The organism is Leisingera aquaemixtae, assembly GCF_006740765.1.
In the GTDB taxonomy this organism is placed as follows: domain Bacteria; phylum Pseudomonadota; class Alphaproteobacteria; order Rhodobacterales; family Rhodobacteraceae; genus Leisingera; species Leisingera aquaemixtae.
Window position 1 is genome coordinate 1,830,335 of record NZ_CP041159.1, and the last position, 26,607, is coordinate 1,856,941.

Consider the following 26,607-nt stretch of genomic DNA (forward strand, 5'->3'; position numbering starts at 1 on the left):
AAGCGGGTTTTGACCATGAGGTCAAAGAAAACTCTTGCCCGGGCCTTGGGCCGGGACGTTCAGATGGGCCGCGACAGAGACGCCCACATCGGCGAATTTGACCTGCCCGATGGGGCCTGCGTCAAGCCCTGCGATCAGAACCGGCACCTGTTCGCGCGTATGGTCGGAGCCGGGCCAGCTGGGATCGTTGCCGTGATCGGCGGTCAGCACCAGAATATCGCCCTGGCGCAGCTTGGGCAGCAGGCGGCCCAGTTCGGCGTCGAACCACTCCAGCGCGCGGGCGTAGCCGGAGATGTTGCGGGTGTGGCCGTAGAGGCTGTCGAATTCGACGAAGTTGGCGAATGTCAGGCTGCCGTCCTCCGCTGTCTCCACCGCGTCAAACAAATGCTCCATCAGCTTGGCATCAGAGCCTTTTTTCAGGGTGTCGATACCGGACATGGTGAAGATGTCGCCGATCTTGCCGATGGCGTGGACCTTGCGGCCCGCGTCCTGCACCCAGTTGGTCAGCACAGGGGCTGGCGGGGTGATGGCATAATCGCGGCGGTTGGTGGTGCGGGTGAAGCCTTCTTCTGCCGAGCCGATGAAGGGGCGCGCAATGACCCGGCCCACCTTCATCGCGTGCAGCCGCGGGGCAATCGCTTTGCAGAGCTTCAGCAGGCGGTCGAGGCCGAAAGTTTCTTCATGCGCGGCAATCTGAAACACGCTGTCGGCGGAGGTGTAGCAGATCGGCTTGCCCGTCCGCGTGTGTTCGGCGCCGAGGTCGCTGATGATCACCGTGCCGGAGGCGTGGCAGTTGCCGAGAGTGCCATCGGTGCCTGCCTGCTCCGCCACAAAGGCGCTCAGATCCTCAGGGAAGGAGGGCGCCTGATCGGGGAAGTAATGCCAGTCCCAGGGCACCGGCAGGCCCGCCAGCTCCCAATGGCCTGAAGGCGTGTCCTTGCCGCGGCTGAGTTCGCGGGCACAGCCCCAGCGGCCCTGCGGTTCAGCGTCCAGCCCTGGAAACGGCACCGAGGACGCCAGCCGCATCGCAGCCCCAAGGCCAAGCCGTTCCAGGTTCGGCACATTCAGCGGGCCGCTGCGGCCCTCCTCCGCCTTGCCGGCGGCGCAGGCCTGGGCGATGTGGGCCAGCGTGTTGGCACCTAGGTCCGGCAGGTCGCCGTTGAAGAAGGTGCCGGCATCCGGCGCGCCGCCGATGCCGGCGGAATCCATCACCACAAGGAAGGCACGGGGCATCAGCAGATCCTTTCGTGAACCAGCGGCGGCAGGGACCGGGGCGCCTCGCCGATGGAGATTGCCGCGAGAAAGGCCGCCTCCGCCGTCTCTGCCGCATCATCGCTGGCCGCGTGGATGCGGGCAAGGGTGTCCCCTGCCCCGACCTGCTGGCCCAGGCGGACAATGTCCGAAATCCCGACGCCCGGGTGGATGCGGTCGCTTTCCACCATGCGGCCGCCGCCTAGGGCGACAACCGCCAGGCCAAGCGCCTCGCCGTTCATGGCCGTGATATGCCCGGCTGCGGGGGCCGTGATCTCGCGGACAACTTCGGCGCCGGTCAGATGGTCCTGCCAGCGGCCGGCAAAATCCGCCGGCCCGCCCAGGGCGGTGATCATCCGGGCAAAGCGGTCAGCCGCGCGGCCGTCTGCAAGGGTCGCGGCAATCTTGGCCGCGCCCTCCGCCGCATCTGCGGCGAGGCCCGCGTGGGACAGCAGCTCGCCGCCCAGGATTGCGGTGATCTCTGCCAGCGGGCCAGACTCACCGCCGGTTAGCACCCGCATCACCTCCGCCACCTCCAGCGCGTTGCCAAGCGCGGGCGCCAGCGGCTGGTTCATGTCGGTGATCAGCGCCGAGGTCTTGCAGCCGGCCGCATTGGCCGTGTCACAGAGGGATTGCGCCAGCGCGCGGGCGTCGTCCGCGGTTTTCATGAAGGCGCCGGAGCCGATCTTGACGTCCAGCACCAGCGCATCCGGGGACGCGGCCAGTTTCTTGGACAGGATCGAGGCGGTGATCAGGTCGAGGCTTTCCACCGTGGCGGTCACATCGCGGATGGCATAGAGCCGTTTGTCCGCAGGCGCGATCTGGGCGGTAGCGCCAACAATGGCGCAGCCGACGTCCTGCATCATGCCCCGCAGATGGTCTTCGCTGACGTTGATGGAGACGCCGGGAATGGCTTCCAGCTTGTCCAGCGTGCCGCCGGTATGGCCCAGCCCGCGGCCCGAAATCATCGGCACATAGGCACCGCAAGCCGCCAGCGCAGGCGCCAGCAGCAGCGAGACGCAATCGCCCACGCCGCCGGTGGAATGCTTGTCCAGCACCGGGCCGTCCAGATCCCACCTCAGCACATCGCCGGTGTCGCGCATCGCCAGGGTCAGCGCGCGGCGGCCCTCGACGCTGAGGCCCTGCAGGCAGACGGCCATGGCAAAGGCCCCGGCCTGCGCGTCCGAAACCGCGCCGCTGGCCAGGCCATCGGCAAACCAGCGCAGATCCGCTTCGCCGGGGGTTTCGCCGCGCCGGAGCTTTGCATTGATGGCGCGGGCGTCCATCACTTGCGCTCCAAATGGTCCGTGTCAAAGGCGCCCGGCAGCAGGTCGCCGACGGTGGATTCCCGTTCGGCGCCATCGGTGGTGGCCATGGTCACCTTTACGTCATTGCCGGCGAATTCCTTGATCTTCTGGCGGCAGCCGCCGCAGGGCGGAATTGGCGACGGGCAATCGGCGATCACATAGACCTCGGCCAGTTCTGTCTCGCCCGCGGCCACCATCGCGGCGATGGCGCCCGCCTCAGCACAGGTGCCTTCCGGATAGGCCACGTTTTCGACGTTGCAGCCCACATAGATCTGGCCGGAGGCAGAGCGCACGGCAGCGCCGACCTTGAATTTGGAATAAGGCGCGTGGGCGTTTTCCCGGACCGCGGCGGCGGCGTTTCTGAGGCTCATGGCGATTCCCCGTTTTTTGATCATCTGGTCAAGATGCCGCAGGATAGCGGAAACGGCCCCGGGAGCGAAAGCCCCCGGGTGAGGTTCCGTCACTGCCCCAGCCTGGTATTGAACACGCCGGGCAGGGTCACCTCCAGCAGTTCAACGTCCTGCGACGGTTCACTGAGGCGGGTCTTCATGCCGGGCGGGATGACAAAGGCGTCGCCCTGTTCCAGCCGGTAGGGTTCACGGCCTTCACCCTCCAGCGTGACCGTGCCGTTCATCACAAAGGTGAAATGGATGTCGGTGTCATGCGCGGCCCATTGCGGCTCACCCTCGCCCCGGCGCACCACCTGCACGCCGGCAACGCCCTTTGTGTTCTCGGCAATCGTGGTGTCGCGGCAGATGTAGCCCGGCAGCCGGAACGGCATCCATTCGGCACCTTCGGCCTTGTTGAAGACAAAGCGCTGCCCCTGCCATTCCCGTTCGGGACGAAAGTGCGGCGTCGGCAAGGTCATCTCGTGGTCGATCTCGGTCACATGCTCAGCCGGGACGCCGATCTCGATCACCTGCACATTGTCGCTGGCCTCCAGCACCCGGTGGCGGATTTCCGGCGGCTGGATGAAGCAGTCGCCCGCCGTCAGCCGCATCTTCTCGCCCTGATCCTCATAGACCACATCGACCCAGCCGTGGATGCAGAAGATCAGCTGGAAACCGACGCGGTGGAAATGCACCATGTCCGGCACCGGGCCGCCGTCGGGAATGCGGATGTGGCTGGCGATGATCGAACCGCCCAACCGGTCCGGCACCAGATCCCGGTAGTGCATGCCCGCCCGCCCGATGATCCAGGGCGCCTGGTCCTTGAGGCGGCGGACCACGAAACTGTGCACCGTTTCCGGCATCACCATCGGCGGGTGGCGCTCCTCGATCTCCACCTTGGTGCCGTTGGGCGCGGTCAGGCGGCGCTGGCCTTCGGCAAATCCATCAGGATCTTCAGTCAGAATGCGGATTGTGCCGGGGCTTTCCTGCGCCCCCTTTTCGATGCGCAGCCGCAGCCCGTGGCCGGAAAACACCGCGGTGCGCGGATCATCCGCCGGATAGATCATATCCATTTTCATGCCCAAAACCTTGGTGTAAAACGGAATATCGTCGCGCAGCTCCTGCGTGGGCAGGCGGATTTCGGCGATTGTGCCGCTCATTTTTCACTCCCTTTTCATTTGCCCGGAACTGTGGCCGCAGGGCAGGCTTTATGCAAGAAGCCGCCGCCGGGCCGCCGCCGCGCCCAATTGCGTCAGTTTGCGCTAGGTTTCCGGCAGGAAAAATGGTTTAACACTAAACAATACGATTTTCGAGGAGCGCCAGATGTCCGATTCACAGAACCTGCGCCAAGCCGCACTCAACTATCACGAGTTCCCCCGTCCCGGTAAGCTGGAGATCCGCGCGACCAAGCCGATGGCCAACGGGCGCGATCTGGCGCGCGCCTATTCCCCCGGCGTTGCCGAAGCCTGCACCGAGATCCAGGCGGATGCGGCCAACGCGGCCCGCTACACCTCGCGCGGGAACCTGGTGGCGGTGGTGTCGAACGGCTCGGCGGTTCTGGGCCTGGGCAACATCGGCGCGCTGGCCTCCAAGCCGGTGATGGAGGGCAAGGCGGTCCTGTTCAAGAATTTCGCAGGGATCGACTGTTTCGATATCGAGGTGAACGAAAGCGATCCGGAGAAGCTGGCCGATATCGTCTGCGCGCTGGAGCCGACGTTCGGCGCGATCAACCTCGAAGACATCAAGGCGCCGGACTGCTTTGTGGTCGAGAAACTGTGCCGCGAGCGGATGAACATTCCCGTCTTCCACGACGACCAGCACGGCACCGCGATTGTGGTGGGGGCTGCGGCCAAGAACGCGCTGCATGTGGCGGGCAAGAAGTTCGAGGAGATCAAGATCGTTTCCACCGGCGGCGGCGCGGCGGGGATTGCTTGCCTCAACATGCTGGTGAAGCTGGGCGTGAAGCGGGAAAACATCTGGCTGTGCGATATTCACGGGCTGGTCTACGAGGGCCGCGAAGAGGACATGAACCCGCAGAAGGCGGCCTTTGCCCAGGCCTCGGACAAGCGCACGCTGGACGAGGTGATGGACGGTGCGGACCTGTTCCTGGGCCTCTCTGGCCCGAACGTGCTGCAGCCGGAAATGGTCGCCAAGATGGCCAAGCGCCCGATCATCTTTGCGCTCGCCAACCCGACGCCGGAGATCATGCCTGAGGCCGCGCGCAAGGTGGCGCCGGATGCGATCATCGCCACCGGCCGCAGCGATTTTCCCAACCAGGTCAACAACGTGCTGTGCTTCCCCTTCATCTTCCGCGGGGCGCTGGATGTGGGGGCCACCGAAATCAATGACGAGATGCAGATTGCTTGCGTCGACGGCATCGCCGAACTGGCCCGCGCCACCACCAGCGCCGAGGCCGCGGCGGCCTACAAGGGCGAACAGCTGAATTTCGGCGCCGATTACCTGATCCCGAAACCGTTTGACCCGCGGCTGGTGGCGGTTGTGTCCTCCGCCGTGGCCAAGGCTGCAATGGAAAGCGGCGTGGCGACGCGCCCGATCGAAGATATCACTGCCTATAAGCAGAAGCTGAACCAGACGGTGTTCAAATCCGCCCTGCTGATGCGGCCGGTGTTCGAGGCCGCCCGCGCCGCCGCCCGCCGCATTGTCTTTGCCGAGGGCGAGGACGAGCGGGTGCTGCGCGCGGCGCAGGCGATCCTGGAGGAAACCACCGAAACCCCGATCCTGATCGGCCGCCCCGAGGTAATCGAGCGCCGCTGCGAAAAGCTGGGGCTGGACGTCCGCCCGGGCCGGGATTTCCAGTTGGTGAACCCGGAAAACGATCCGCGCTATTACGATTACTGGAACAGCTATCACAAGGTGATGCAGCGCCGCGGGGTGACGCCGGATCTGGCCAAGGCGATCATGCGCACCAACACCACCGCCATCGGCGCCATCATGGTGCACCGCGGCGAGGCCGACAGCCTGCTGTGCGGCACCTTCGGCGAGTACCGCTGGCACCTGAATTACGTGCAGCAGGTTCTGGGCGGCGGCACCTATTCGCCGCACGGGGCGCTGTCGATGATGATCCTGGAAGACGGCCCGCTGTTCATTGCCGACACCCATGTGCATGTGGAGCCGACCCCGGAACAGATCGCGGAAACCGTGATCGGCGCCGCCCGCCATGTGCGCCGCTTCGGCCTCGCGCCGAAGATCGCGCTGTGCTCGCAGTCGCAGTTCGGCAATATCTCCTGCGACACCGGCAGCCGGCTGCGCGCCGCCATCGAAATCCTCGACGATAAGCGCCGCGATTTCGTTTACGAGGGCGAGATGAACATCGACACCGCTTTGGACCCGGAGCTGCGCGAGCGGATCTTCCCCAATTCGCGGCTGGAGGGGGCCGCTAACGTGCTGATCTTTGCCCATGCCGATGCGGCTTCGGGTGTGCGCAACATCCTCAAGATGCGGGCCGGCGGGCTGGAGGTCGGGCCGATCCTGATGGGCATGGGCAACCGCGCCCATATCGTGTCGCCCTCGATCACGGCACGGGGCCTTTTGAACATGGCCGCCATTGCCGGCACCCCGGTCGCGCACTACGGTTAACTGCGCGGCCCCGTTCGCCGGCCGCCCAATCAGGGAGGCCGGAGATGAGAGGGCATTGCCACTGCGGCGCGGTGCATTGGGAGAGCCAGGCCGAGGCGGCCTGGAGCTGCTACTGTCACTGCGCCGACTGCCGCCGCGTATGCGCAGCACCTGTCACCGCGTTCTTCGGGCTGCCGCATGAGGCGGTCGACTGGTCCGGTGCAGCGCCGAGCGTCTACAACTCTTCTGAAGGCGTCGAACGGCTGTTCTGCGGCACCTGCGGCACCCAGATGGCCTACCGCACCAGCCGCGATCCGGTGAACATTCACCTTTACACGGCAACGCTGGAAAGCCCGGGCGCCGTGCCGCCCAGGTTCCATGTGTTCCATTCCGATCATGTGAGCTGGCTGGAGCTGAAAGACAGCCTGCCGCGCTATGCCAAATCCTCCAGCGGGTGATTCCCTGCAGCAGCTTCGCGCGCGCAGCAGCTGGGTTTGCAAGTTTGCAAACTTTCTGCGCCTTTCCGGATTATTCTGCAGCAAACACGGGTTTGCAAAGCACGCCGGGTGCAAACCGGCCAGGGGTTGTAAATCCGGTAAAACATCTGCGTGAATCCGGGCAGATCCTGTAAATTCATTGACGAACCTTGCGTGCGGAAACGGCAAAACTTGCCCGCTCCCCGGTTCCTCGCCTACGCAGATGGAAGGAGGAGATAGACACCATGGGATATCAGGACATTTACGCCACTTGGAAACAGGATCCGGAAGGTTTCTGGATGGAGGCCGCCAAGGGCATCAGCTGGGACGAGGCCCCGAAGCAGGCGCTGTTTGACAAAGGTGAGGGGCTTTACGAGTGGTTTGCCGATGCCAAGGTGAACACCTGCTACAACGCCGTCGACCGCCATGTCGAAGAAGGCCGCGGCGAGCAGACCGCGATCATCTATGACAGCCCGGTCACCCATACCAAGCGTGAAATCTCCTATGTCGAGCTCAGGAACCGGGTTGCCACCCTGGCCGGCGCGCTGCGCGCCAAGGGCGTGGAGAAAGGCGACCGCGTCATCCTCTATATGCCGATGATCCCGGAAGCGCTGGAGGCGATGCTGGCCTGCTCCCGCATTGGCGCGGTGCATTCGGTGGTGTTCGGCGGCTTTGCGTCCAACGAGCTGGCAGTGCGGATCGACGATGCCAAGCCCAAGGCGATCATCGCCGCCTCCTGCGGCATCGAGCCGGGCCGGATCGTGCATTACAAGCCGCTCTTGGACGGCGCCATCGACCTGGCCGCGCACAAGCCTGATTTCTGCGTGATCTTCCAGCGCGAGCAGGAAGTGGCGGAGCTGGTTCCGGGCCGTGACGTGAACTGGCACGGCTTCCAGTACGGCGTGGAGCCGGCCGAATGCGTCCCGGTCGAGGGCAACCACCCCTCCTACATCCTCTATACCTCCGGCACCACCGGCCAGCCCAAGGGGGTGATCCGCCACACCGCAGGCCAGCTGGTGGCGCTCAATTGGACCATGAAGAACATCTACAACGTCGACCCTGGCGACGTGTTCTGGGCGGCGTCCGATGTGGGCTGGGTCGTGGGCCACAGCTATATCTGCTACGGGCCGCTTATTCACGGCAACACCACCATCGTGTTCGAAGGCAAGCCCGTGGGCACGCCCGATGCGGGCACCTTCTGGCGGGTAATTTCCGAGCATAAGGTCAAGAGCTTCTTCACCGCCCCCACCGCCTTCCGCGCGGTGAAGCGCGAGGACCCGAAGGGTGAATACGTCGGAAAATACGACCTCAGCTGCCTCAAGCAGGTCTATCTGGCCGGCGAGCGTGCGGACCCCGACACCATCACCTGGGCGCAGGAGCAGCTGAAAGTGCCGGTGATTGACCACTGGTGGCAGACGGAGACCGGCTGGTCGATTGCCGCGAACCCGCTGGGGATCGAGGAACTGCCGGTCAAGCTCGGCTCCCCTGCCGTGCCGATGCCGGGCTATGAAGTCGATATTCTGGATGAAGGCGGCAACCCGGTGGCGCCGGGCGAGCTGGGCGCGATTGCGGTGAAACTGCCGCTGCCGCCGGGCACCCTGCCGACCCTGTGGAATGCCGAGGACCGCTTCAAGAAAAGCTACCTGACCACCTTCCCCGGCTACTATGAGACCGGCGATGCCGGCATGAAGGACGAGGACGGCTACCTCTACATCATGGCGCGCACCGATGACGTGATCAACGTGGCGGGCCACCGCCTGTCGACCGGCGCCATGGAAGAAGTGCTGGCAGGCCACCCGGATGTCGCTGAATGCGCCGTGATCGGCGTGACCGACAGCCTCAAGGGCCAAATGCCGGTGGGCTTCCTCTGCCTCAACGCCGGGGCGGACCGCGACAGCGCGGAAGTGGTGTCCGAAGTTGTCAAACTGGTGCGCGAGAAGATCGGCCCGGTGGCGGCCTTCAAGCTGGCGGTGGTGGTGGACCGGCTGCCCAAGACCCGCTCCGGCAAGATCCTGCGCGGCACCATGGTCAACATCGCCGATGGCACCCCGTGGAAAATGCCCGCGACCATCGACGATCCGGCGATCCTGGACGAGATCACCGCGGCGCTGCAGACCATCGGCTACGCCAAGAGCTGAGGAATTCCTCAACAGGAAATTTGGAGAAACCGGGCGGTCCTGCCGCCCGGTTTCCCTTGCAACTCTGCCCTGCCCGCCTAGGCTGCGGACCCAGGGAGAAGAGCAGATGGCAAAGAATGACCTATGGCGCCTGAGCGCAACTGAACTGACCGCCCTGACCCGCGCAGGCGATGTCCGCGCAGAAGACGCGGTGCAGGCCTCAATTGACCGGATGAAGGCGGTGAACCCGGCCCTGAATGCGGTGGTCGAGGACCTGAGCAGCGAGGCGCTGGAACGTGCCTGCGCCTTGGACAAGGCACGCGCAAACGGCGCGCAGCCCGGTCCGCTGCACGGAGTGCCGGTCACCATCAAGATCAATGTGGATCAGAAGGGCCACGCCACCTCCAACGGGGTGACGGCACTGAAGGACCTGATCGCCCCGGCGGACGCGCCCGTGGTCGAGAATCTGCACAAGGCCGGCGCGGTGGTGATCGGACGCACCAACACGCCGGAGTTCTCCTTTCGCGCCGACACCGACAACCCGCTGTTTGGACGCACTCATAACCCCTGGGGGCGGCACATTTCCCCTGGCGGCTCCTCCGGCGGTGCCGGGGCCGCGGTGATGGCCGGGATCGGCGCGCTGGCACATGGCAACGACATCGGCGGCAGTTTGCGCTTTCCCGCCGCCGCCAATGGCGCCGTCACGGTCAAGCCGGGCCTGGGCCGGGTCCCTGCCTGGAACCCCAGCCAGACGGCGGAGCGCGGCCTGCTGGCGCAGCTGATGTCGGTGCAGGGGCTGATCACCCGTGCCGCCGAAGACCTGCACCTGTCGATGCCCTCCCTGATTGCCGCGGATCCGCGCGACCCCTTCCACGTGCCGATACCCTGGCGCGGCGCGGCGCTGGATGGTCCCATCAAGGTCGCCTTCACGAAAAACACCCATGGCTATGAGCTGCACCCGGAGGTCGAGGCGGCGCTGGACTTTGCCCGCGATGCGCTCAGCGATGCGGGCTATCAGGTTGAAGAAGTGGAGCCTCCATGCGTGTTTGACGCCGGGCGCACCGGCTACCGCGCGCTGATGGGCGAGATCTATGCGCTGATGAAGCAGGATGTGGACGCGGCCGGTTCGCAGACTGTGCGGGATATCTTTGCCGTCTACTTTCAGGAGTTTCCGCCCTTTGCCGGGCAGGAATTGCTGCAGATGATGGCCAAGCGGACCCATTACGCGCGGCAATGGTCGCTGTTTCTGCAGGACTACCCGCTGGTGCTGTCGCCCTTCCTGCCGCAGCCCTTCTTCCGCCCCGACCGCGACACAGAAGGCGCGGAAGGCGTGCATGAGGTGCTGGGCTGCGCGGTCTATTCCTATGCGATGAACTTCCTTGGCCTGCCCGCGGCCTCCGTGCCGGCCCGGCTGGCAGAGCTGCCCGGCGGCCCGCAGCCGATCAACGTGCAGATCGCAGCCCGCCGCTGGCGCGAGGATCTGGCGGTGGACGCCTGCGCCGCGATCGAGGCCCGCGCCGGCCGCATGTGCCTGCCGCTGTGGGAAAAAATGCAGGCGGCCTCCGCCTGAAACCAGCGGCCTGGCGAGGCACCGCGCGCCGCGTGAAAGATCTGGGGGCTTTGCCGGGTTTGGCAGCGGCCGGCGGCTCTCGCCAGGAGTGATGCAAACGGCCGCCGCCTGCCGCCTCTCAGAGCGCCGGACAGCAATCAGACAGCGGTGAGCGGACACTCCCCTGGCTGGGCATCCGCGTAAAGCGAGAGCCCGCCGCCAAGGGGGCCTGCGGCCGCACGCCCCCTGCCGGTTTCGGGCGGACCGGCTCGTTGCGAGAGCAACGCCACGCGCGGCTTCTCCAGCATTTTCAGACGCCGCACGGCACGCATGCGCCGGCCGCCTCGGCTGACGGGCGCTTGCTCCGCACTGCACGACAAGATGAAGGCAATGGCGAAAGGCACAGAAGACAGGCCAGCACGCCGGGCCTGTCACACAGGCAAGCCCTACGGCCCGTCTCACAGTCCAGGATCCGGATGCACGGGAGGCAGATCTAAGGTCCCGGGGAACGGTGTGAACCGCCCCCGGGGAACTTCCATACCCAGACAACTCGCTAAATACAGCGCCCCTCCCGCCATAACAGGCGGACCCGGCTTCGGGCGCAGGCTCCGTGGGCGTTACCGGCTGCAAACAAGGTCACTAATTAATCGAAACACGCCGGTACGGCACTGTGGTGCGCCAGCCCTGCGGCAGACGCCATCCACATCTGCCTGTGGAAAAGCATCGCATGGAATCGTTACCGGGAAGTTCACAAACTCGTGAATCTTCCGTTAAACGGTCAAGTGAACTGCTCGGAAATCAGCCTTTCTTCCAGCCCATGGCCGGGGTCGAACAGGATTTTGTGGCGGATCTGCGGATTGATGCGGATTTCGACCCAGTCGATATCGGCCACCGAAATCGAATCCGCATCGGCCATCACCGGGCGCTTGGCCGCCTCCAGCACGTCAAAGCGCACCATCGCGTTGCTGGGCAAAAGCGCCCCGCGCCAGCGCCGCGGACGAAAGGCGGCAATCGCAGTCAGCGCCAGCACGTCGGCGCCGATCGGCAGGATCGGCCCGTGCGCCGAATAGTTATAGGCGGTGGAACCCGCCGGGGTGGAGACCAGCGCACCATCGCAGACCAGCTCCTCCATCCGCACCCGGCCGTCCACCGACACCCTGAGCCGCGCGGCCTGCGGACCTGCCCGCAGCAGCGACACCTCGTTGATGGCGAGCGCCTTGTGGACCTCGCCGCGGCGGTCCATCGCGGTCATCGACAGCGGGTTGATGATCTCCTGCACGGCGTCGCCAAGCCTCTCGATCAGCCCGTCCTCGCGGTATTCATTCATCAGAAAGCCAACGGTGCCGCGGTTCATGCCGTAAACCGGCGCCGGATTGTCCACCATGGTGTGCAGGGTGCTCAGCATGAAACCGTCACCGCCAAGCGCAACGATGATGTCAGCCTCTTCGGGGGGAACATGGCCATAGCGGCGGGCCAGTTTGTCGAGGGCTTCCTGGGCAACCTCCGCTTCGCTGGCCAGAAAGGCGATACTCAAACCCATCAAATCTGTTTCCGGTATTAGGCAACTGGTTCCGAAACAATCACAGCTTTCCGCCAAAGGCCATAGTTGCCGTTCTGTCGCAGGGAAATGTCGCTTTACAGGCTTCCTGCGCAAAGATGTTTCCGATAGGAAATCGCTCAGTTCTGACCCCTACTCCAACGGAGCCACCATGACTGAAGCGACCCGTGACCCCGGCTTTTTCACCCAGCCCCTCGCCGAGCGCGATCCTGAGCTTTTTAGCGCGATCACGGCCGAGCTGGGCCGCCAGCGCGACGAGATCGAGCTGATTGCCTCCGAGAACATCGTCTCCGCCGCGGTGATGGAAGCGCAAGGCTCCGTGCTCACCAACAAATACGCCGAAGGCTACCCGGGGCGCCGCTACTATGGCGGCTGCCAGTATGTCGACGTCGCCGAAAACCTGGCGATCGACCGCGCCAAGCAGCTGTTCGGCTGCGAATATGCCAACGTGCAGCCGAACTCCGGCAGCCAGGCCAACCAGGGCGTGTTCCAGGCGTTGCTGCAGCCCGGCGACACCATCCTGGGCATGGATCTGGCCTCCGGCGGCCACCTGACCCATGGTGCTGCGCCGAACCAGTCGGGCAAGTGGTTCAACGCCGTGCATTACGGCGTGCGCCGCGATGACAACCGGATCGACTACGACCAGATCCAGGCGCTGGCCACCGAGCATAACCCCAAGCTGATCATCGCCGGCGGCTCCGCCATCCCGCGCCAGATCAACTTTGCCAAGTTCCGTGAAATCGCGGACAGCGTCGGCGCCTATTTCATGGTCGACATGGCCCACATCGCGGGCCTGATCGCCGCCGGTGAGCACCCCTCACCGTTCCCGCACGCGCATGTCGCCACCACCACCACCCACAAGACCCTGCGCGGCCCCCGCGGCGGCATGATCGTGACCAATGACGAGGCGATTGCCAAGAAGGTGAACTCGGCGATCTTCCCGGGCATTCAGGGCGGCCCGCTGATGCATGTGATCGCAGGCAAGGCGGCGGCCTTCGGCGAGGCGCTGAAGCCGGAGTTCAAGGCCTACCAGAAGCAGGTGCGGGCCAACGCGGCGGCGCTGGCGGACCAGCTGATCAAGGGCGGCCTGGACATCGTGACCGGCGGCACCGACACCCATGTGATGCTGGTCGACCTGCGGCCCAAGGGCGTGACCGGCAACATTGCCGACAAGGCGCTGGGCCGTGCCCATATCACCACCAACAAGAACGGCATCCCGTTCGACCCGGAAAAGCCGACCGTGACCTCCGGCCTGCGCCTCGGGACCCCGGCGGGCACCACCCGCGGCTTCGGCGAGGCGGAGTTCCGCCAGATCGCCGATCTGATCATCGAGGTGATCGACGGGCTGGCGGCCAACGGTGAAGAGGGCAACGCCGATGTGGAAGCCGCGGTGCGCGCCAAGGTGGCGGACCTCTGCGCCAAATTCCCGCTCTACCCGAACCTGTAAGCCTTTACGGCACTGACAGAAACGAACCGCCGCGGCCCATCAGCCGCGGCGGTTTTTCCTTGCCGCAAAGGCAGCCCTCCCGCGCCCCGCCGGTGCATCGCAGATGCCCCAGCACGGGCCTTGGGCCCGGCAGCGCCCCTAAGAGGGGCGCTGCCCGCGCCGTGCGGCCCGCACGGCGCCCTGCCCAACGCTTTCGGGACGGCCGCAGGCAGGCCGGAAAAGGGCGGGAGCGCTTGGCGCGGTTCAACGGAGCGCAAAGCCCCGCCCGGACTCTGGACGCCGCGGGTCAAACACGTGCACATGCCGACCGCTTCCTGATTGCGTTTTCAGAAAGATCAGGGAAAGGTTTTCCGGCAGGCCCGAGGGTTAGCTAATGTTTTGAACCAAGAAATTGTAGAGCAGCCATCCTATGTTCCTTTTCCAAGACTCACCGGCCACGAACCGGACCCGGCGCCTGGAGCGGCGTTTGGGCGACGGAATGCGGGCACGCCTGCCGCTGGCCGCCGCCGAGTTCATCATGTTTACCCTGAAACAGGGGTGGGCCGCCATCTTCGGGATCCTGCTGCTGGCCGGGCTGATTTTCACGGGCTGGTTCTGGCAGCCGGAATGGCCGCTGGCCCGCTATGACGCGCTGCTCATCTATGCGCTGGCGCTGCAAGGGCTGCTGCTGGCCGCCGGCATGGAGAGCTGGCGCGAGGTGCGGGTGATCCTGCTGTTCCACCTGACCGGAACCGCGATGGAAATCTTCAAGGTGCAGGCGGGCAGCTGGGCCTATCCCGGGGCAGGAGTGATCAAGCTGTACGATGTGCCGCTGTTTTCCGGTTTCATGTATGCCGCCGTCGGCTCTTACATGGCGCGGGTGATCCGGTTGTTCGACATGCATTTCGCCCCCTACCCGCCGTTCTGGACCACCGTGCTGCTGGCCGCTGCGATTTATGGCAACTTCTATGCCCACCACTATCTGCCAGACATCCGGCTGGGCCTGTTTGCCGCTACCGTGCTGCTGTTTGCCCGCACCCGCGTCTGGTTCCGCATCGGCGAGCAGTTTTATTGGATGCCGCTGCCGCTGGCGGCGTTTCTGTCGAGCTTTTTCCTGTGGCTGGCGGAGAATGTGGGCACCGGCACGAAAACCTGGCTCTACAACGGTCAGGCCAGCGGCGAGTGGGTGAGTCTGGCAAAAATGGGGTCGTGGTATCTTCTGCTGTACGTCAGCTTTGTCACGGTAACGCTGGTGTTCCGCGATGCGCTGTCTCCTGCCGCCGCGGCGGACCGCCCGCCGCCAGTTGCCGGGCAGCAGCGGCGGGTTTAAGGGCGGCCGGTCAGGAGAGGCTTTCACATCGCAGGCCGCGTAAAGCGGGAAATCAGACCAGCCCGCGCCAGCGCAGCACCACCACCAGCAGGATAAGAACCACCAGCACCGAAAAGGCCATGCTGCCGAGCACCCCGAGCCAGTAGCCCTTACGCCGGTCGGCAATGTCGATTTCCTTTAAGTGCGCCTTGACCTCGCGGGCGGCGCCGCGCAGCGGTTTTTCGTCCACCGTCTGCCGCAGCTTGGGGTGTTCCAGCAGCGGCAGCGCACCGGCCAGTTTCATGCCCTGCTTGTAAACCCGCCGCGGCAGGCGGCGGCGGACAAGTTTCAGCGCGGCGGCGAGGTCGCCGGAAGCGTGCTCGCGCTCCTTCAGGAGCGTGCGGATGTCTTCGATATCCTGATCCAGGCTGGCGGCCATTGCGGCACTCTCCCTCGGCTGATGTGTTGCGCCACCCTAGCCCGCGCCCGCGCCCGCCTCAATGGGGCTGGCAAGCCTTTGCCTGCCCGGTTATCAAGGCGCCATGCTGAACACGATCACTCATGGCTCCGCCACCGGAAAACCCCCGCTTCTGATTGCCCACGGCCTCTATGGCTCGGCCCGCAACTGGGGCGTCATCGCCAAGCGCCTGTCGGATGAGCGGCAGGTGGTTGCGGTGGACATGCGCAACCACGGCGACAGCCCGCGCAGCGACAGCCACACCTATCCGGAGCTGGCGGAGGATCTGGCGGAGGTGATCGCGGCCCATGGCGGCCGGATGGATGTGATCGGCCATTCAATGGGCGGCAAGGCGGCGATGATGCTGGCGCTCAATCACCCCGAGGCGGTGCGCAAACTGGTGGTCGCCGACATCGCGCCGGTGGCCTATGGCCATACGCAGATCCAGTATATCCACGCGATGAAGTCGCTGGACCTGGAGAGCATCGAGCGCCGCCCCGAGGCCGCCGCCCGGCTGGCCGAGGCCGGGGTGGACGCTGCGCTGCAGAGCTTTTTCACCCAGTCGCTGGATCTGCCGAACAAGCGCTGGAAGCTGAACCTGGACACGCTGGCAGAGCAGATGCCGAACATCATGTCCTTCCCGCAGACCGAGGCCGCCTGGGACGGGCCTGCCCTGTTCCTGTCAGGGTCGGACTCGGATTACGTGCTGCCGGAGCACCGCGGCGAAATCCGCGCGCGGTTCCCCAATGCCCGCTTTGCCAAGCTGCCCGGCGCGGGCCATTGGCTGCACGCCGAGAAGCCGCGGGAGTTCGAGGCCGCCGCGCGGGTGTTCCTCAACGCCTAGGCCCCGCGGGCATAGAGCTGCCTGGCGACCAGCCAAGCGACCGGCATCCCCAGAACGGCGCCAGCAGCCGCGGCGGCAAGGATCGCCTGGGTCGTGACCAGCCCTGCTGCAAGTACAGCGATCACCCCGGCGCCTGCCAGGCTGCTGCCAATCAGCGAATACAGGATGGATGCAAGACGCAACATGGGCTTTCTCCTTTGCCTCTGACTGTTCTGCGCACAGGCATAGGGATTCGCGAATATATACGCCTTGATCCTGATCAGTTCGGCATTGATGCAATTCTAGCGCGTGTACATCTGCTTCTTAAAGGCCCGCGTCCGGTCCGTCGCCGCGGCGGAGCCGTCGTGGTAGGTGCCGAACCATTTGTCGAAGGGGATTTCCGAGGTGCCGTAGTTGCACTCGAAATAACGGTGGTGCAGCTGGTGGAAGAAATCGCCGGCCTTCGCGGCCTCTGTGTCCCTGGCGATCACCCGTTCGAAGCCGGAGTGCGACAGCACCGGGCTGACCTGCTGGAACATCGCATGGAACACCAGGTGCAGCGGGTGCGAGGGCACGATCAGGTGGACGAAATAGGTGGTGAAGTAGAGCAGGTTCTCATACCAGTGGTTGGAGATCCCTGACCACGGCCCGATGTTGACGTTGCGGTGGTGGACCGCATGGACGTGTTTATAGAGCCGCGGGTGATGCTCCAGCCGGTGCACCCAGTAGAAATGCAGGCCGGACCACATCGGGATCAACAGCATCCAGACCACGCACCACACCGGGGCTTCGGCGAATGTCACGGTGGGCACCCAGCCATTGGCCATCAGCCAGTAGATGCCCCATTGATAGATGGTGGCCACGGTGATGGCGCTGCCAAGGGTCCACCACATGTTGTCCAGCACCTGGTTCTTGAAGGTAAATGTGCCGTTGCCCCGCGACAGGTCGCGTGTGTCGAACTTTTTCTGCATACCCTGGCCCTTACGGATGTAGAGCCACCAGTGCAGCCCCCCGGCCACCGCGGCCTGCGGCAGCAGGTTGGCAAGCCAGACCTGCAGCATCCAGCCGGGGCGGAAGGCGGCCATCTCTGCCAGCGGCGGCAGCAGCCAGGCGTAAAGGGCGAGCGCCAGCAGGAGGCAGACCGTCAGCGACGTGATCTCCATCCAGGCGCCGCGGTACCATCTGAGGACCGCCGCCGGGCGCGGCGGCCAGCTGAACAGCGGGTTGAGCGGCACCGGCCCCTTGGGGTGATAGTGCCAGCGGTCCGCCTCGCGGTCGGGGAGCGTGCCGTGCATTGGGTTGCCTCCTGTCCCAGGTTTCAGGTTGCGTAGTTGGAGCCCTCGTCGTCGAGGATCGCCTTCAGCTCCGCCAGGTGGCGCTCGGCCTGATTGGGGTAATCCTCCAGCTCCTGCGCGGTTTTCTCGGCGATCTCGTCGCTCAGCACCCGCAGTTCCCGGCCGGTTTGCAGGGCGCGGATATAGGTCTCGGCTGCGCGTTCGAAGTAATAGAGCCGGTTGAAGGTGTCCGCGACGCTATCGCCAATGACCAGCACGCCGTGGTTGCCCATGATCATCACCTTGACCTTGGGGTCCGTCAGCATCCCGGCGCAGCGCGCGCCCTCATCCTCAAACGCCAGGCCGCCGAAATCATTGTCGACCACATAGCGGCCATAGAAAGTGGCGGTGTTCTGGTCGATCGGCGGCAGGGTGCTGTCGGCTAGGCAGGCGAGCACGGTGGCGTGGATCGAATGCACATGCATGACGCAGCGCGCATGCGGGCACAGCCGGTGGATGGAGCCGTGCAGGCCCCAGGCGGTCGGGTCCGGCGCGCCGGGACGCTCCATCGTCTTGGGGTCGTCCGCGTCCAGCAGCAGGAGGCTGGATGCCTTGATGCGCCGGAAATGCGCCTGGTTCGGGTTCATCAGGAATTGGGTTCCGTCCTCGTTCACCGCCAGGCTGAAGTGGTTGGCGACGCCCTCATGCATGTGCAGCCGTTCGGTCCAGCGGAAGGCCGCGGCCATGTCGACGCGCTCCTGCCAATGGGTGAGATTCGGGCTTAGCGCCGCTTGCGTGTTCATTCCTGCGCCTCCGGAAGTGCGGTTGCGTTATTGGTGCCAGCCGGATTGTCAGCTGACAAACAATGGATTCAGCCGCTATGCATTAAGGAAACTAATGCACAGGTCATACATCCATGCCGCCCCCCGGATCGCCGCCCTCCTCCCTGCCCCCGCTCACCTGGCTGCGCGCCTTTGAGGCCAGCGCCCGGCACTTGTCGTTCACCCGCGCCGCGGCGGAGCTGAACCTGACGCAATCGGCAATCAGCCAGCATGTGCGCAGCCTGGAGAACTTCCTGGGCCGGGAGCTGTTCATCCGCAAAACCCGCGCGCTGGAGCTGTCGGAGGCCGGGGCGAATTACATGCCGATTGTGCGCGAGGCCTTTGACCTGATCGCGGCCGGAACCCAGGCCTTTACCGGCGGCGATCAGGGGCGCCATCTGGTCTTGCAGTGCAATATGGCCTTTTCGGTGTTCTGGCTGTCGCCGCGCCTGCCGCGGCTCTATGCGCGGTTCCCCTGGCTGGTGCTGAACATCGTGACACCGATCTGGGACCCGGAACGCCATGCCAGCTCTGCCGGGACCGAGATCCGCTTTGGCCGCCCGAACGACATGTCGGCAGCGGCGGTGCGGCTGACGCGGGACCGCTTCTATCCGGTCTGCGCACCGGGCTATCAGGGCGGCGCGGTTGATTTCGGCACTGCCACGCTGCTGGATTGTGCAGGCGTCACAGGCTCCTGGGGGGCGTGGTTCAAGTCGCAGAACCGGCCGTTTGACCGCAATCACGAGATCAGCCTGGCCTCTACTTACGTGATCGCCATGACCGCGGCGGTGAACGGGGCCGGGATATCCATGTCCCATGACACCCTGGCGGGCGGACTGCTGGAGAGCGGCCAGCTGGTCCGGGCCAGCGATCATTCGGCGGAGCAGCTGGAGAGCTATTTCCTGATGCCGCCGCCGAGCCATGCCAGCACTCCGGCGTCGCGGGCGTTTCTGGAGTGGCTGGAGGGGGAATTGCCGCCGGTATAGAAAGCACCGCCCGGCGGCACGCCGGGCAGCGCCCGTCCGCCCCCATGGGCGGGCGCTACGCTTCCGCCCGCGGCCGGGCCCTGCCCTCACCGGCCACCAGCCACTTTCAAAAATCTCCAACAAGTCCTGCCGAATGTTCGCAATACGCCCGCCGCTTGCGCCATTCCCGCCATGCTGTTAAACGCGCGCCACCGGTCGCAGCCTACCCGGTCACCAAAACAAGGGTTCAAACATGAAGACTATCGTTATCTGCTCGGGCGGGCTGGATTCCGTTTCGCTTGCCCATATGGTCGCTGAGGAGCATCAGCTGACCCGTCTTGTCTCCTTCGATTACGGCCAGCGCCACAGGAAGGAACTCGACTATGCCGCCGCCGCCGCCAAACGGCTGGGGGTGCCGCATGACATCATCGACATGCGCGGCATCGGGGCGGCGCTCTCCGGCTCGGCCCTGACCGATGACATCGACGTGCCGGACGGCCACTACGAAGAAGAGACCATGAAGGTCACCGTGGTGCCGAACCGGAACGCGATCATGCTGGCCATCGCCTACGGCATTGCTGCCGCCAACGGCGACGACGCTGTGGCGACGGCGGTGCATGGCGGGGATCATTTCATCTATCCGGACTGCCGCCCGGCGTTTACCGAGGCGTTTGACGCCATGCAGCGCGCGGCACTTGATGGCTATGCGGACGTGCGGCTGTATACGCCGTTCGTGCACCGCACCAAGGGCGACATCGTCACCGCAGGTGCTGCGCACAACACCCCCTTTGCCGAGACCTGGTCCTGCTACAAGGGCGGTGAGAAGCACTGCGGACGTTGCGGCACCTGCGTGGAGCGGCGCGAGGCCTTTCATCTGGCGGGGGTCGAGGATCCGACGGACTATGCCGACCCGGATTTCTGGAAGGCGGCGATTGCTGCCAAGGACGGCGCCTGATGTTCCGGATCACCAAGGAATTCCACTTCTCCGCCTCGCACCAGCTGACCCACCTGCCGCCGGACCATCAATGCGCCCGGCTGCACGGGCATAACTATGTCGTGGTGGTGGAACTGGCGGCGAAGGAGCTGAACAGCGACGGCTTCGTGCGCGACTATCACGAGCTGAAACCGCTGAAGGACTACATCGACGGCACCTTCGACCACCGGCATCTGAACGATGTGCTGGACGGGTATTCGACGGCGGAAAACATGGCGAAGCACTTCTATGACTGGTGCCATGCGCGCTGGCCGGAGGTGGCTGCCGTGAAGGTCTCAGAGACCCCGAAAACCTGGGCGGAATACCGGCCATGACAACATTGCGCATTGCGGAAATCTTCGGCCCCACGATCCAGGGCGAGGGCGCGCTGATCGGGGAACCCACGGTGTTCGTGCGCGCAGGCGGCTGCGATTACCGCTGCTCCTGGTGCGACTCGATGCACGCGGTCGACAGCGCCTACCGGCATGACTGGGCGGTGATGACGCCCGAGGACGTCATGGCAGAGGTGCGCCGCCTCTCCGGGGGCAAGCCGCTGACCGTCTCGATCTCCGGCGGCAACCCGGCGATCCAGGACTTTGCGCCGGTGATCGCCATCGGCAAGGAGGAAGGCTACCGCTTTGCCTGCGAGACCCAGGGGTCAGTGTCCCAACCCTGGTTTGCGGATTTGGATACGCTGGTGCTGAGCCCCAAACCGCCGTCGAGCGGCGAAAAGACCGACTGGCACAAGTTCACCCGCTGCCTGCATCAGGCCCAGGGCTGCGGCCAGGCGGTGATGAAGATCGTAGTGTTTGACGACACCGATTACGCCTGGGCCAAGGCCGCGGCAGAACGCTACCCGGAGCTGCCGCTGTACCTGCAGCCCGGCAACCCGGAGGTCGACCCGGACCTGCCGGTCGACTTGCAGCAAGCCACGGACCGCCTGTTGTGGCTGATTGAAAAAGTAACCGGCGACGGCTGGTTCACCCCCCGCGTCCTGCCCCAGCTGCATGTGCTGGTCTGGGGCAACAAGCGCGGCGTCTGACGACAAGGAACCCGATATGTCTGACAGCATCTACAGCAACCTGAAGCAGCTGGGCGGCGACACCATCGTGCCGCAAAGCCCGGAAGAGGCAGAACTGGAGCGGGTGCAGAACCCGCAGGCCGATGTGGCCTACAACGTGCGCTTCACCGCGCCTGAGTTCACCTCGCTCTGCCCGATGACCGGGCAGCCGGACTTTGCCCATCTGGTGATCGACTATGTGCCCGGCGACTGGCTGGTGGAAAGCAAATCGCTGAAGCTGTTCCTCACCTCCTTCCGCAACCACGGCGCCTTCCACGAGGATTGCACCGTCTCCATCGCCCGCCGCCTGGCGGATTTCCTGGAGCCGAAATGGCTGCGCATCGGCGGCTACTGGTATCCGCGCGGCGGCATTCCGATCGACGTGTTCTGGCAGACCGGCCCAATGCCCGAAGGCGTCTGGATCCCGGATCAGGGCGTGCCGCCCTACCGCGGCCGCGGCTGAGCCGGTATTGCTGCAGAAATGAGGACGGCCCGGGATCTGATGGTTCCCGGGCCGTTTTTTTGTCTGCCTGATGGCGCATCTTGCGCGCCGTCTCCGCCGCAGCGAAAGCCCGCGCGGGAACCGGTTTTCCTGCCAAGCGTTATGCCTCCAATGCCGCAGGCGGCCCGGCCCCTGCGGCCATCAGCACGACATATGCGCAAAGGAGGGGAAACAATGGCAACGGACTACACGCAAGGCGACCGCATTGTCCGGCATTCGCCCGCGGGCAGCAGCAACAGCCCCGAGGTTTGGGGCCTGTATGAACCGGAAAGCGGATCGGTCCAGTATATTTGCGCCGATCCCTCGACACGCAAGGCGGCGCTGATCGACGTGGTCTGGGATTTCGACCCGAAAAACGCGGGCACCGCACAGGACAGCATCGACCACGTGATGCGGGTGGTCGAACAGGAAGGCCTGACGCCCGCCTGGATCCTGGACACCCACCCGCACGCCGACCACTTCATGGCCTCCGCCCGGCTGAAAGAGCGCACAGGCGCACCCACGGCGATTGGCGAAAAGGTGCGCGAAATTGCGGAGCTTTGGCGCGGCTACTACCACATGCCGGAGGCATTTGATCCCAGCCGCGACTTTGACCGCCTGCTGGCGGATGGCGACACCATCGAGCTGGGCGATTTGCAGATCCGGGTAATGCTGTCGCCCGGTCACACGCTGGGCTCAGTCAGTTATGTCTGCGGCGATGCGGCGTTTGTCCATGACACGCTGATGCACGCCGACGCGGGGACCGCGCGTGCGGACTTCCCCGGCGGTTCCGCCGGGGAGCTATGGCAGTCCATTCAGGAGATCCTCTCCCTGCCGGAAAACACCCGCCTATTCGTCGGCCACGATTACGGCACCGATGACCGGGACGCCCCCGCGTGGGAGGCCACGGTGGCAGAGCATCTGGCGCGCAACCCGCATGTGAAGGCCGGGACCCGCAAGGAAGACTGGATCAAGCAGCGCACCGAGCGCGACAAAACCCTCTCCCTGCCGGACCGGATGCTGGCAGCCCTGCAGGTAAACCTGCGCGGCGGCCGCCTGGGCGCGGCGGAAAGCGACGGCAACCATTACCTGAAAATTCCTGTCAACAAATTCTGAGGTGCGGACAATGGCACAAACCATGGAAGAGATGGTCGAAACCGCCCGGGCGCAGACCAAGACGGCCAGCCCCCAAGATGCCCATGACGCGGCCGCAGCCGGCCACGTCATCCTTGACGTGCGCGAGCCCGGCGAACTGCAGCAGGACGGCTGCGTCTCCGGCAGCCTGCATCTTCCCCGCGGCGTGCTGGAATCAAAGGCTGATCCGGACAGCGGCGCCGCCGAGGCCGCGCTGACCAGCCGGCGCGATGATGCGGGTATCTACGTGCTCTGCGCCTCCGGCGCCCGGGCCGCACTGGCCGCGCACACTCTGTGCCAGATGGGGTATGACGCTGCCATCATCGAGGGCGGCCTGCAGGCCTGGAAAGACGACGGCCTTCCGGTTGAGGGCGCGTCCTGACGCCGCTGACGTCCTTCACGGCACATGACAGTCCGGCACGGCGCCGCCGCCGTGCCGGCGGGATGCAACAGTAGCGCGCGCCCTGCCCTGCCACAGCCGCGCCGCGAGCGGGATGGCCCGCAAAAAGCAGGTGCCTGCCAGCCGCATTTTTGCCTCGGCCTGCCGCCAATATTGTTGCATCTCATAGCTGCATTACCTTCCCCACGGTAAAGCAGATCATTTTCCGAAATTTTATTTAAGATTTTATGCAACTTGAACTCTTTAGCGGCGCTAGAAAGTTTTTCGGGCTATTCGAGTGGAAGACTTTACGACAGGGGACTTTAATGAATTCGCTCGATATGGGAAAAACGCTTTCGGGATACTTGCATACGCTTTCGCAGACCGGCCTGCAGGTCGAAATGTTCACGGATTTCGAGAAAGTGCCCGAGACCGCCGCCCTGTCAGGCCGCCAGTTCCAGATGCCGGGCTTTGCCATTGAGCGCGCCGACCACACCGAGAATTCGGCTTTCTGGCTGTTTTTGAAGGAGAACGGCACCTATATCGGCGGCGCGGCGGCAATGCTGCAGGACCTGGGCCGGGAAACCCTGGCAGATTTCCTGATGCGCACCTCCCGCCACCAGTTTCCCAACCCGGCAGGCGGCGGTGTCGAGAGCGTGGCCGAGCCGCTGGCCCGCGAAGTCAGCGGGCGTCTGGCTTATATCGGCGAATTGAACTTCCTGCCGGGCCGCCGCGGCAAACGCGCTGAGCGGCTGGCGCCCTTCATGCGGATTTTTCAGATTCTGGCGATCCAGAAATGGGATGTGGATTGGATCTATGCCTTCATCCCCGACCGCCACATGCAGGCGCGGCTGGATCTGGTTTACGGCTTCACCCGGGCGATCCCGCGCGCGCAGAAATGGCGCGCCCCGGAACCGGAGGTGCGCAGCAGCACCGAATGGTTTGTCGGCTCTTCCCGGCTGGAAATGGAGCACATGCTGCTAAGCGACCTAGCCGAATTTGATATCCTGTGAGAAATTGGCCACCAGGAGCTTGCCGTCCGGCAGGTAAACCGGCGCCAGGACCCGCCGGTACTGGCGGGTAAAGCGGCGGCCGTTCAGCAGTTTAACATCAATCGAAGGGTGGGTGATGACCGGCTCGCCGCGGTTGATCGCCTCGCTGTGGGCCATCACCAGATCGGCGTTCAGCTTGTCGCTGAAGCCGTTCAGCGTATCCCGCAGCTGGCCGCTGCTGGACACCTCGAAGCAGACCGAGGCGAGGCTGTGCCGCCCGGACTGGATCGGCTGGATCCGGTTCCCTTCCGGGTCCGGCGGATCGAACATGTCCACCGCATGCTGCAGCTGGTCGAACCCTTCCAGGCGGCCGCTGTTGGAAAACCACCAGTCCAGGAAATCCTGCAGCGAAACATCGCAGCCGCTGTACTGGCGGCTGCGGGCGGCGGCCTGCATCTGCGCGTTGAGAATCTCAAACGCCTTGCTGCCGGGCCCGCCCGCCTGGCGTTCCGGCAGCAGCTCCAGCCCGGCGGTATCGGAGGAAAAGTAGCGGAACGACACCCCCAGCCCGCGCGACAGCGCGTCCAGCGTGCTCCAGCCGATCTCGCGCTCATTCTTCAGCGCGCTGTTAAATGTGCCGTAAGGAATACCGCATTTCAGCGCGGCCTGCCGGTTGGACAAATTTAAATCCGCGAGCAAAGCGGAGATTTTCTGATGGATCAGCGCCATATGCCAAAGATCTTTCACATTCTGTGCGACATCTTGCATAATATTATCGTTACAGCAATGCAATCTTTACGTGATCGCGCCAAGTCCCCTTTGCACGGGAACGTCAAGCCAAGCGGCGCCGGAGCGGAACGGTTCTGTCAGGGCTGATGCGGCAATGGAGCCGGTGGTGCGGACGGCGGGACTCGAACCCGCACGGCCATAAGGCCAGGAGATTTTAAGTCTCCGGTGTCTACCATTCCACCACGTCCGCCGGCGGCACCGCCGGGCGGCGCCACAGCAGCAGGTCTAGCCTCCTGATTTCTGACGGACAATCGGTTTTCGGCGTTTGCCGGGAAATTTCTCGGTTGTGCGCGCGCTGCTACAGCTCCATATCCCCGGCCCCCGGCGGCGCCAGCGGCCCGCCGGGATCGGCCAGGTAACGCTCCGGCAGCCAGGGGTTCAGCGCCAGCGCTTCTGCCAGCGCGACCCGCGCCTCCTCCAGCCGCGACAGGCCGTACAGCGACAGCGCCCGCCCGCTCATCGCCGCGACATGGCGCGGCGACAGTTCCAGCGCCCGGTCCAGATCCCGCAGCGCGGCGGCAAAGTCGCGGCGCAGGTAATGCACAAAGGCGCGCTGGTTGTAGCCCTCGGCATAGTCGGGGCAATAGGCGATCAGCTGATCGAAATCCTCCAGCGCGCCGAGGAAATCAAACGACGAGCGCCGGGTCATGCCGCGGTTCAGGATCTCCTGCGCACGCTCATCCGGGGCATCGGCCCAGAACTCCCACATGCGGTTGGCGATCTCGCGCGCCTGCGCCTCGCTGCCGGCCTGCTGGACCTCGCTCAGCAGCCCTTCAAGCGGCGTGCTGTGGTCAGGTGGGGACGGGCAGCCGGCTGCGGCGGCCTGCGCTGCCAGCAGCAGGGCAGCAGCCGGTAGAACACAACTGGCTGGACGCCGCAGGGGTCCGGGAACAAATCTGAACATGCCCCAATGCTGGCACATTTGCAGTTTCGATCAAGTCACCTGTGCGCGCGCAGCTTCCGCAACACCCTAAAGCGGCCCCAGCGCGCCGTCTTCCTTGACCGCCTCCATCGCCACATAGGTGGAGGTCGAGGAGACATGCGGCAGGGAGGAGATCTTCTCCCCCAGCACCGCCCGGTAATCGGTCATCGAGCGGGTGCGCACCTTCAGCAGATAGTCGAAATGCGAGGCCATCATATAGGCCTGTTCCACCTCGGGCAGCTTGGACACCGCGGCGTTGAACTTGGCCAGCGCCGCCTGCCGGGTATCGTCCAGCTTCACCTCGACAAAGGCCACATGGTCCAGCCCCAGCCGGATCGGGTCCACCAGGGCGCGGTAGCCGGTGATGATGCCCTCCGTCTCCAGCCGTTTGAGCCGGGTTTGGGTCGGGGTTTTCGACAATCCGATCCGGCGCGCCAGGTCGGCGACGGAGATCCGGCCATCCTCCGCCAGCACGTTCAGAATCGCCCGGTCAAACCTGTCGATATCAGGAAAGGCCATTTGAACCGTCTCCCCGCTCAACTTTCTGCAACTTGACCTGCATGTTACACATTTTCAGGC

Annotated in this window: 27 protein-coding genes and 1 tRNA gene; 15 read left to right on the forward strand and 13 right to left on the reverse strand. The window is 64.8% G+C overall.

Annotation, left to right across the window (positions count from 1 at the left end; genetic code table 11):
• Positions 1 to 21: 21 nt before the first annotated feature.
• The 4 genes from R2C4_RS10575 to R2C4_RS10590 all read right to left on the reverse strand — a co-directional run bounded on the left by R2C4_RS10575 (position 22) and on the right by R2C4_RS10590 (position 4,107).
• Entirely contained in the window at positions 22 to 1,233 is a 1,212-nt protein-coding gene (locus R2C4_RS10575) for a phosphopentomutase (protein ID WP_141890600.1), read from the reverse strand.
• Positions 1,233 to 2,537 carry a thymidine phosphorylase gene (locus R2C4_RS10580; protein WP_141890601.1) on the reverse strand — a complete coding sequence of 435 codons (1,305 nt, stop codon included), beginning with the start codon at positions 2,535 to 2,537 and terminating at the stop codon, positions 1,233 to 1,235. Before R2C4_RS10580 ends, R2C4_RS10575 begins: the two co-directional genes overlap by 1 nt.
• Positions 2,537 to 2,929, reverse strand: coding sequence for a cytidine deaminase (locus R2C4_RS10585; RefSeq protein WP_141890602.1), 393 nt, complete (start codon positions 2,927 to 2,929; stop codon positions 2,537 to 2,539). The genes R2C4_RS10580 and R2C4_RS10585 overlap by 1 nt, the downstream gene beginning before the upstream one ends.
• Before the next feature lie 89 nt (positions 2,930 to 3,018).
• Complete coding sequence (locus R2C4_RS10590; protein WP_141890603.1) at positions 3,019 to 4,107, reverse strand: cupin domain-containing protein; 1,089 nt, start codon at positions 4,105 to 4,107, stop codon at positions 3,019 to 3,021.
• Between the two features lie 163 nt (positions 4,108 to 4,270).
• On the opposite strand from R2C4_RS10590, the gene R2C4_RS10595 reads away from it, so the two are divergent.
• From R2C4_RS10595 to R2C4_RS10610, 4 genes are all read left to right on the forward strand, one after another.
• On the forward strand, positions 4,271 to 6,544 hold the full coding sequence (locus R2C4_RS10595; protein WP_141890604.1) for an NADP-dependent malic enzyme: 2,274 nt from the start codon (positions 4,271 to 4,273) through the stop codon (positions 6,542 to 6,544).
• 44 nt (positions 6,545 to 6,588) lie between these two features.
• The gene (locus tag R2C4_RS10600; protein ID WP_058287262.1) at positions 6,589 to 6,981 is read left to right on the forward strand and encodes a GFA family protein; all 393 of its coding nucleotides are present in this window, start codon (positions 6,589 to 6,591) and stop codon (positions 6,979 to 6,981) included.
• A 263-nt stretch (positions 6,982 to 7,244) separates the two neighbouring features.
• A complete protein-coding gene (gene prpE, locus R2C4_RS10605) occupies positions 7,245 to 9,137 on the forward strand; it encodes a propionate-CoA ligase PrpE (protein ID WP_141890605.1) in 1,893 nt (630 codons plus the stop codon).
• A 106-nt stretch (positions 9,138 to 9,243) separates the two neighbouring features.
• Positions 9,244 to 10,686, forward strand: a complete 1,443-nt coding sequence (locus tag R2C4_RS10610) for an amidase family protein (protein WP_141890606.1) — start codon at positions 9,244 to 9,246, stop codon at positions 10,684 to 10,686.
• A 757-nt stretch (positions 10,687 to 11,443) separates the two neighbouring features.
• On the opposite strand, the gene R2C4_RS10615 is transcribed toward R2C4_RS10610, so the two are convergent.
• Positions 11,444 to 12,205, reverse strand: coding sequence for an NAD kinase (locus R2C4_RS10615; RefSeq protein ID WP_141890607.1), 762 nt, complete (start codon positions 12,203 to 12,205; stop codon positions 11,444 to 11,446).
• A 169-nt stretch (positions 12,206 to 12,374) separates the two neighbouring features.
• Here R2C4_RS10615 and glyA point away from each other — a divergent pair, with 169 nt between their 5' ends.
• Complete coding sequence (gene glyA, locus R2C4_RS10620; RefSeq protein WP_141890608.1) at positions 12,375 to 13,670, forward strand: serine hydroxymethyltransferase; 1,296 nt, start codon at positions 12,375 to 12,377, stop codon at positions 13,668 to 13,670.
• A 478-nt stretch (positions 13,671 to 14,148) separates the two neighbouring features.
• Positions 14,149 to 14,979 carry a DUF817 domain-containing protein gene (locus R2C4_RS10625; RefSeq protein ID WP_208764535.1) on the forward strand — a complete coding sequence of 277 codons (831 nt, stop codon included), beginning with the start codon at positions 14,149 to 14,151 and terminating at the stop codon, positions 14,977 to 14,979.
• Positions 14,980 to 15,031: 52 nt separating this feature from the next.
• Here the strand turns inward: R2C4_RS10625 and R2C4_RS10630 are convergent, their stop codons facing one another.
• On the reverse strand, positions 15,032 to 15,397 hold the full coding sequence (locus tag R2C4_RS10630; protein ID WP_141890610.1) for a hypothetical protein: 366 nt from the start codon (positions 15,395 to 15,397) through the stop codon (positions 15,032 to 15,034).
• 61 nt (positions 15,398 to 15,458) lie between these two features.
• Here R2C4_RS10630 and R2C4_RS10635 point away from each other — a divergent pair, with 61 nt between their 5' ends.
• Positions 15,459 to 16,259, forward strand: a complete 801-nt coding sequence (locus R2C4_RS10635; protein WP_414671955.1) for an alpha/beta fold hydrolase — start codon at positions 15,459 to 15,461, stop codon at positions 16,257 to 16,259.
• On the opposite strand, the gene R2C4_RS10640 is transcribed toward R2C4_RS10635, so the two are convergent.
• The 3 genes from R2C4_RS10640 to R2C4_RS10650 form a co-directional block, all read right to left on the reverse strand.
• Positions 16,256 to 16,444, reverse strand: a complete 189-nt coding sequence (locus R2C4_RS10640) for a hypothetical protein (RefSeq protein WP_008556487.1) — start codon at positions 16,442 to 16,444, stop codon at positions 16,256 to 16,258. The genes R2C4_RS10635 and R2C4_RS10640 overlap by 4 nt on opposite strands.
• A gap of 96 nt (positions 16,445 to 16,540) precedes the next feature.
• Positions 16,541 to 17,533, reverse strand: a complete 993-nt coding sequence (locus R2C4_RS10645; protein WP_141890612.1) for a sterol desaturase family protein — start codon at positions 17,531 to 17,533, stop codon at positions 16,541 to 16,543.
• Positions 17,534 to 17,556: 23 nt separating this feature from the next.
• Complete coding sequence (locus R2C4_RS10650; protein WP_141890613.1) at positions 17,557 to 18,315, reverse strand: class II aldolase and adducin N-terminal domain-containing protein; 759 nt, start codon at positions 18,313 to 18,315, stop codon at positions 17,557 to 17,559.
• 113 nt (positions 18,316 to 18,428) lie between these two features.
• On the opposite strand from R2C4_RS10650, the gene R2C4_RS10655 reads away from it, so the two are divergent.
• The 8 genes from R2C4_RS10655 (at position 18,429) to R2C4_RS10690 (ending at position 24,338) form a co-directional block, all read left to right on the forward strand.
• The gene (locus R2C4_RS10655) at positions 18,429 to 19,319 is read left to right on the forward strand and encodes a LysR family transcriptional regulator (RefSeq protein ID WP_141890614.1); all 891 of its coding nucleotides are present in this window, start codon (positions 18,429 to 18,431) and stop codon (positions 19,317 to 19,319) included.
• A 232-nt stretch (positions 19,320 to 19,551) separates the two neighbouring features.
• Positions 19,552 to 20,253, forward strand: coding sequence for a 7-cyano-7-deazaguanine synthase QueC (queC, locus tag R2C4_RS10660; RefSeq protein WP_141890615.1), 702 nt, complete (start codon positions 19,552 to 19,554; stop codon positions 20,251 to 20,253).
• Positions 20,253 to 20,606 carry a 6-carboxytetrahydropterin synthase QueD gene (queD, locus tag R2C4_RS10665; RefSeq protein ID WP_008557807.1) on the forward strand — a complete coding sequence of 118 codons (354 nt, stop codon included), beginning with the start codon at positions 20,253 to 20,255 and terminating at the stop codon, positions 20,604 to 20,606. Before queC ends, queD begins: the two co-directional genes overlap by 1 nt.
• On the forward strand, positions 20,603 to 21,313 hold the full coding sequence (queE, locus tag R2C4_RS10670) for a 7-carboxy-7-deazaguanine synthase QueE (RefSeq protein WP_141890616.1): 711 nt from the start codon (positions 20,603 to 20,605) through the stop codon (positions 21,311 to 21,313). The genes queD and queE overlap by 4 nt, the downstream gene beginning before the upstream one ends.
• 16 nt (positions 21,314 to 21,329) lie before the next feature.
• Positions 21,330 to 21,794 carry a preQ(1) synthase gene (gene queF / locus R2C4_RS10675; RefSeq protein WP_141890617.1) on the forward strand — a complete coding sequence of 155 codons (465 nt, stop codon included), beginning with the start codon at positions 21,330 to 21,332 and terminating at the stop codon, positions 21,792 to 21,794.
• A gap of 213 nt (positions 21,795 to 22,007) precedes the next feature.
• A complete protein-coding gene (locus tag R2C4_RS10680; protein WP_141890618.1) occupies positions 22,008 to 22,928 on the forward strand; it encodes an MBL fold metallo-hydrolase in 921 nt (306 codons plus the stop codon).
• 10 nt (positions 22,929 to 22,938) lie between these two features.
• Positions 22,939 to 23,328, forward strand: a complete 390-nt coding sequence (locus tag R2C4_RS10685; RefSeq protein ID WP_141890619.1) for a rhodanese-like domain-containing protein — start codon at positions 22,939 to 22,941, stop codon at positions 23,326 to 23,328.
• A gap of 323 nt (positions 23,329 to 23,651) precedes the next feature.
• Positions 23,652 to 24,338 (forward strand): hypothetical protein, encoded by a 687-nt coding sequence (locus R2C4_RS10690; RefSeq protein WP_141890620.1) that lies wholly within the window; start codon positions 23,652 to 23,654, stop codon positions 24,336 to 24,338.
• Here R2C4_RS10690 and R2C4_RS10695 read toward each other — a convergent pair.
• From R2C4_RS10695 to R2C4_RS10710, 4 genes are all read right to left on the reverse strand, one after another.
• Positions 24,315 to 25,085: a helix-turn-helix domain-containing protein gene (locus tag R2C4_RS10695; protein WP_141890621.1), complete on the reverse strand. Its 771-nt coding sequence runs from the start codon at positions 25,083 to 25,085 to the stop codon at positions 24,315 to 24,317. The genes R2C4_RS10690 and R2C4_RS10695 overlap by 24 nt on opposite strands.
• Positions 25,086 to 25,210: 125 nt before the next feature.
• A tRNA-Leu gene (locus tag R2C4_RS10700) sits at positions 25,211 to 25,296 on the reverse strand.
• Positions 25,297 to 25,404: 108 nt separating this feature from the next.
• The gene (locus R2C4_RS10705; protein ID WP_244940817.1) at positions 25,405 to 26,010 is read right to left on the reverse strand and encodes a tetratricopeptide repeat protein; all 606 of its coding nucleotides are present in this window, start codon (positions 26,008 to 26,010) and stop codon (positions 25,405 to 25,407) included.
• Positions 26,011 to 26,076: 66 nt separating this feature from the next.
• Positions 26,077 to 26,547, reverse strand: coding sequence for an Lrp/AsnC family transcriptional regulator (locus R2C4_RS10710; RefSeq protein WP_084204405.1), 471 nt, complete (start codon positions 26,545 to 26,547; stop codon positions 26,077 to 26,079).
• Between the last annotated feature and the right edge of the window lie 60 nt (positions 26,548 to 26,607).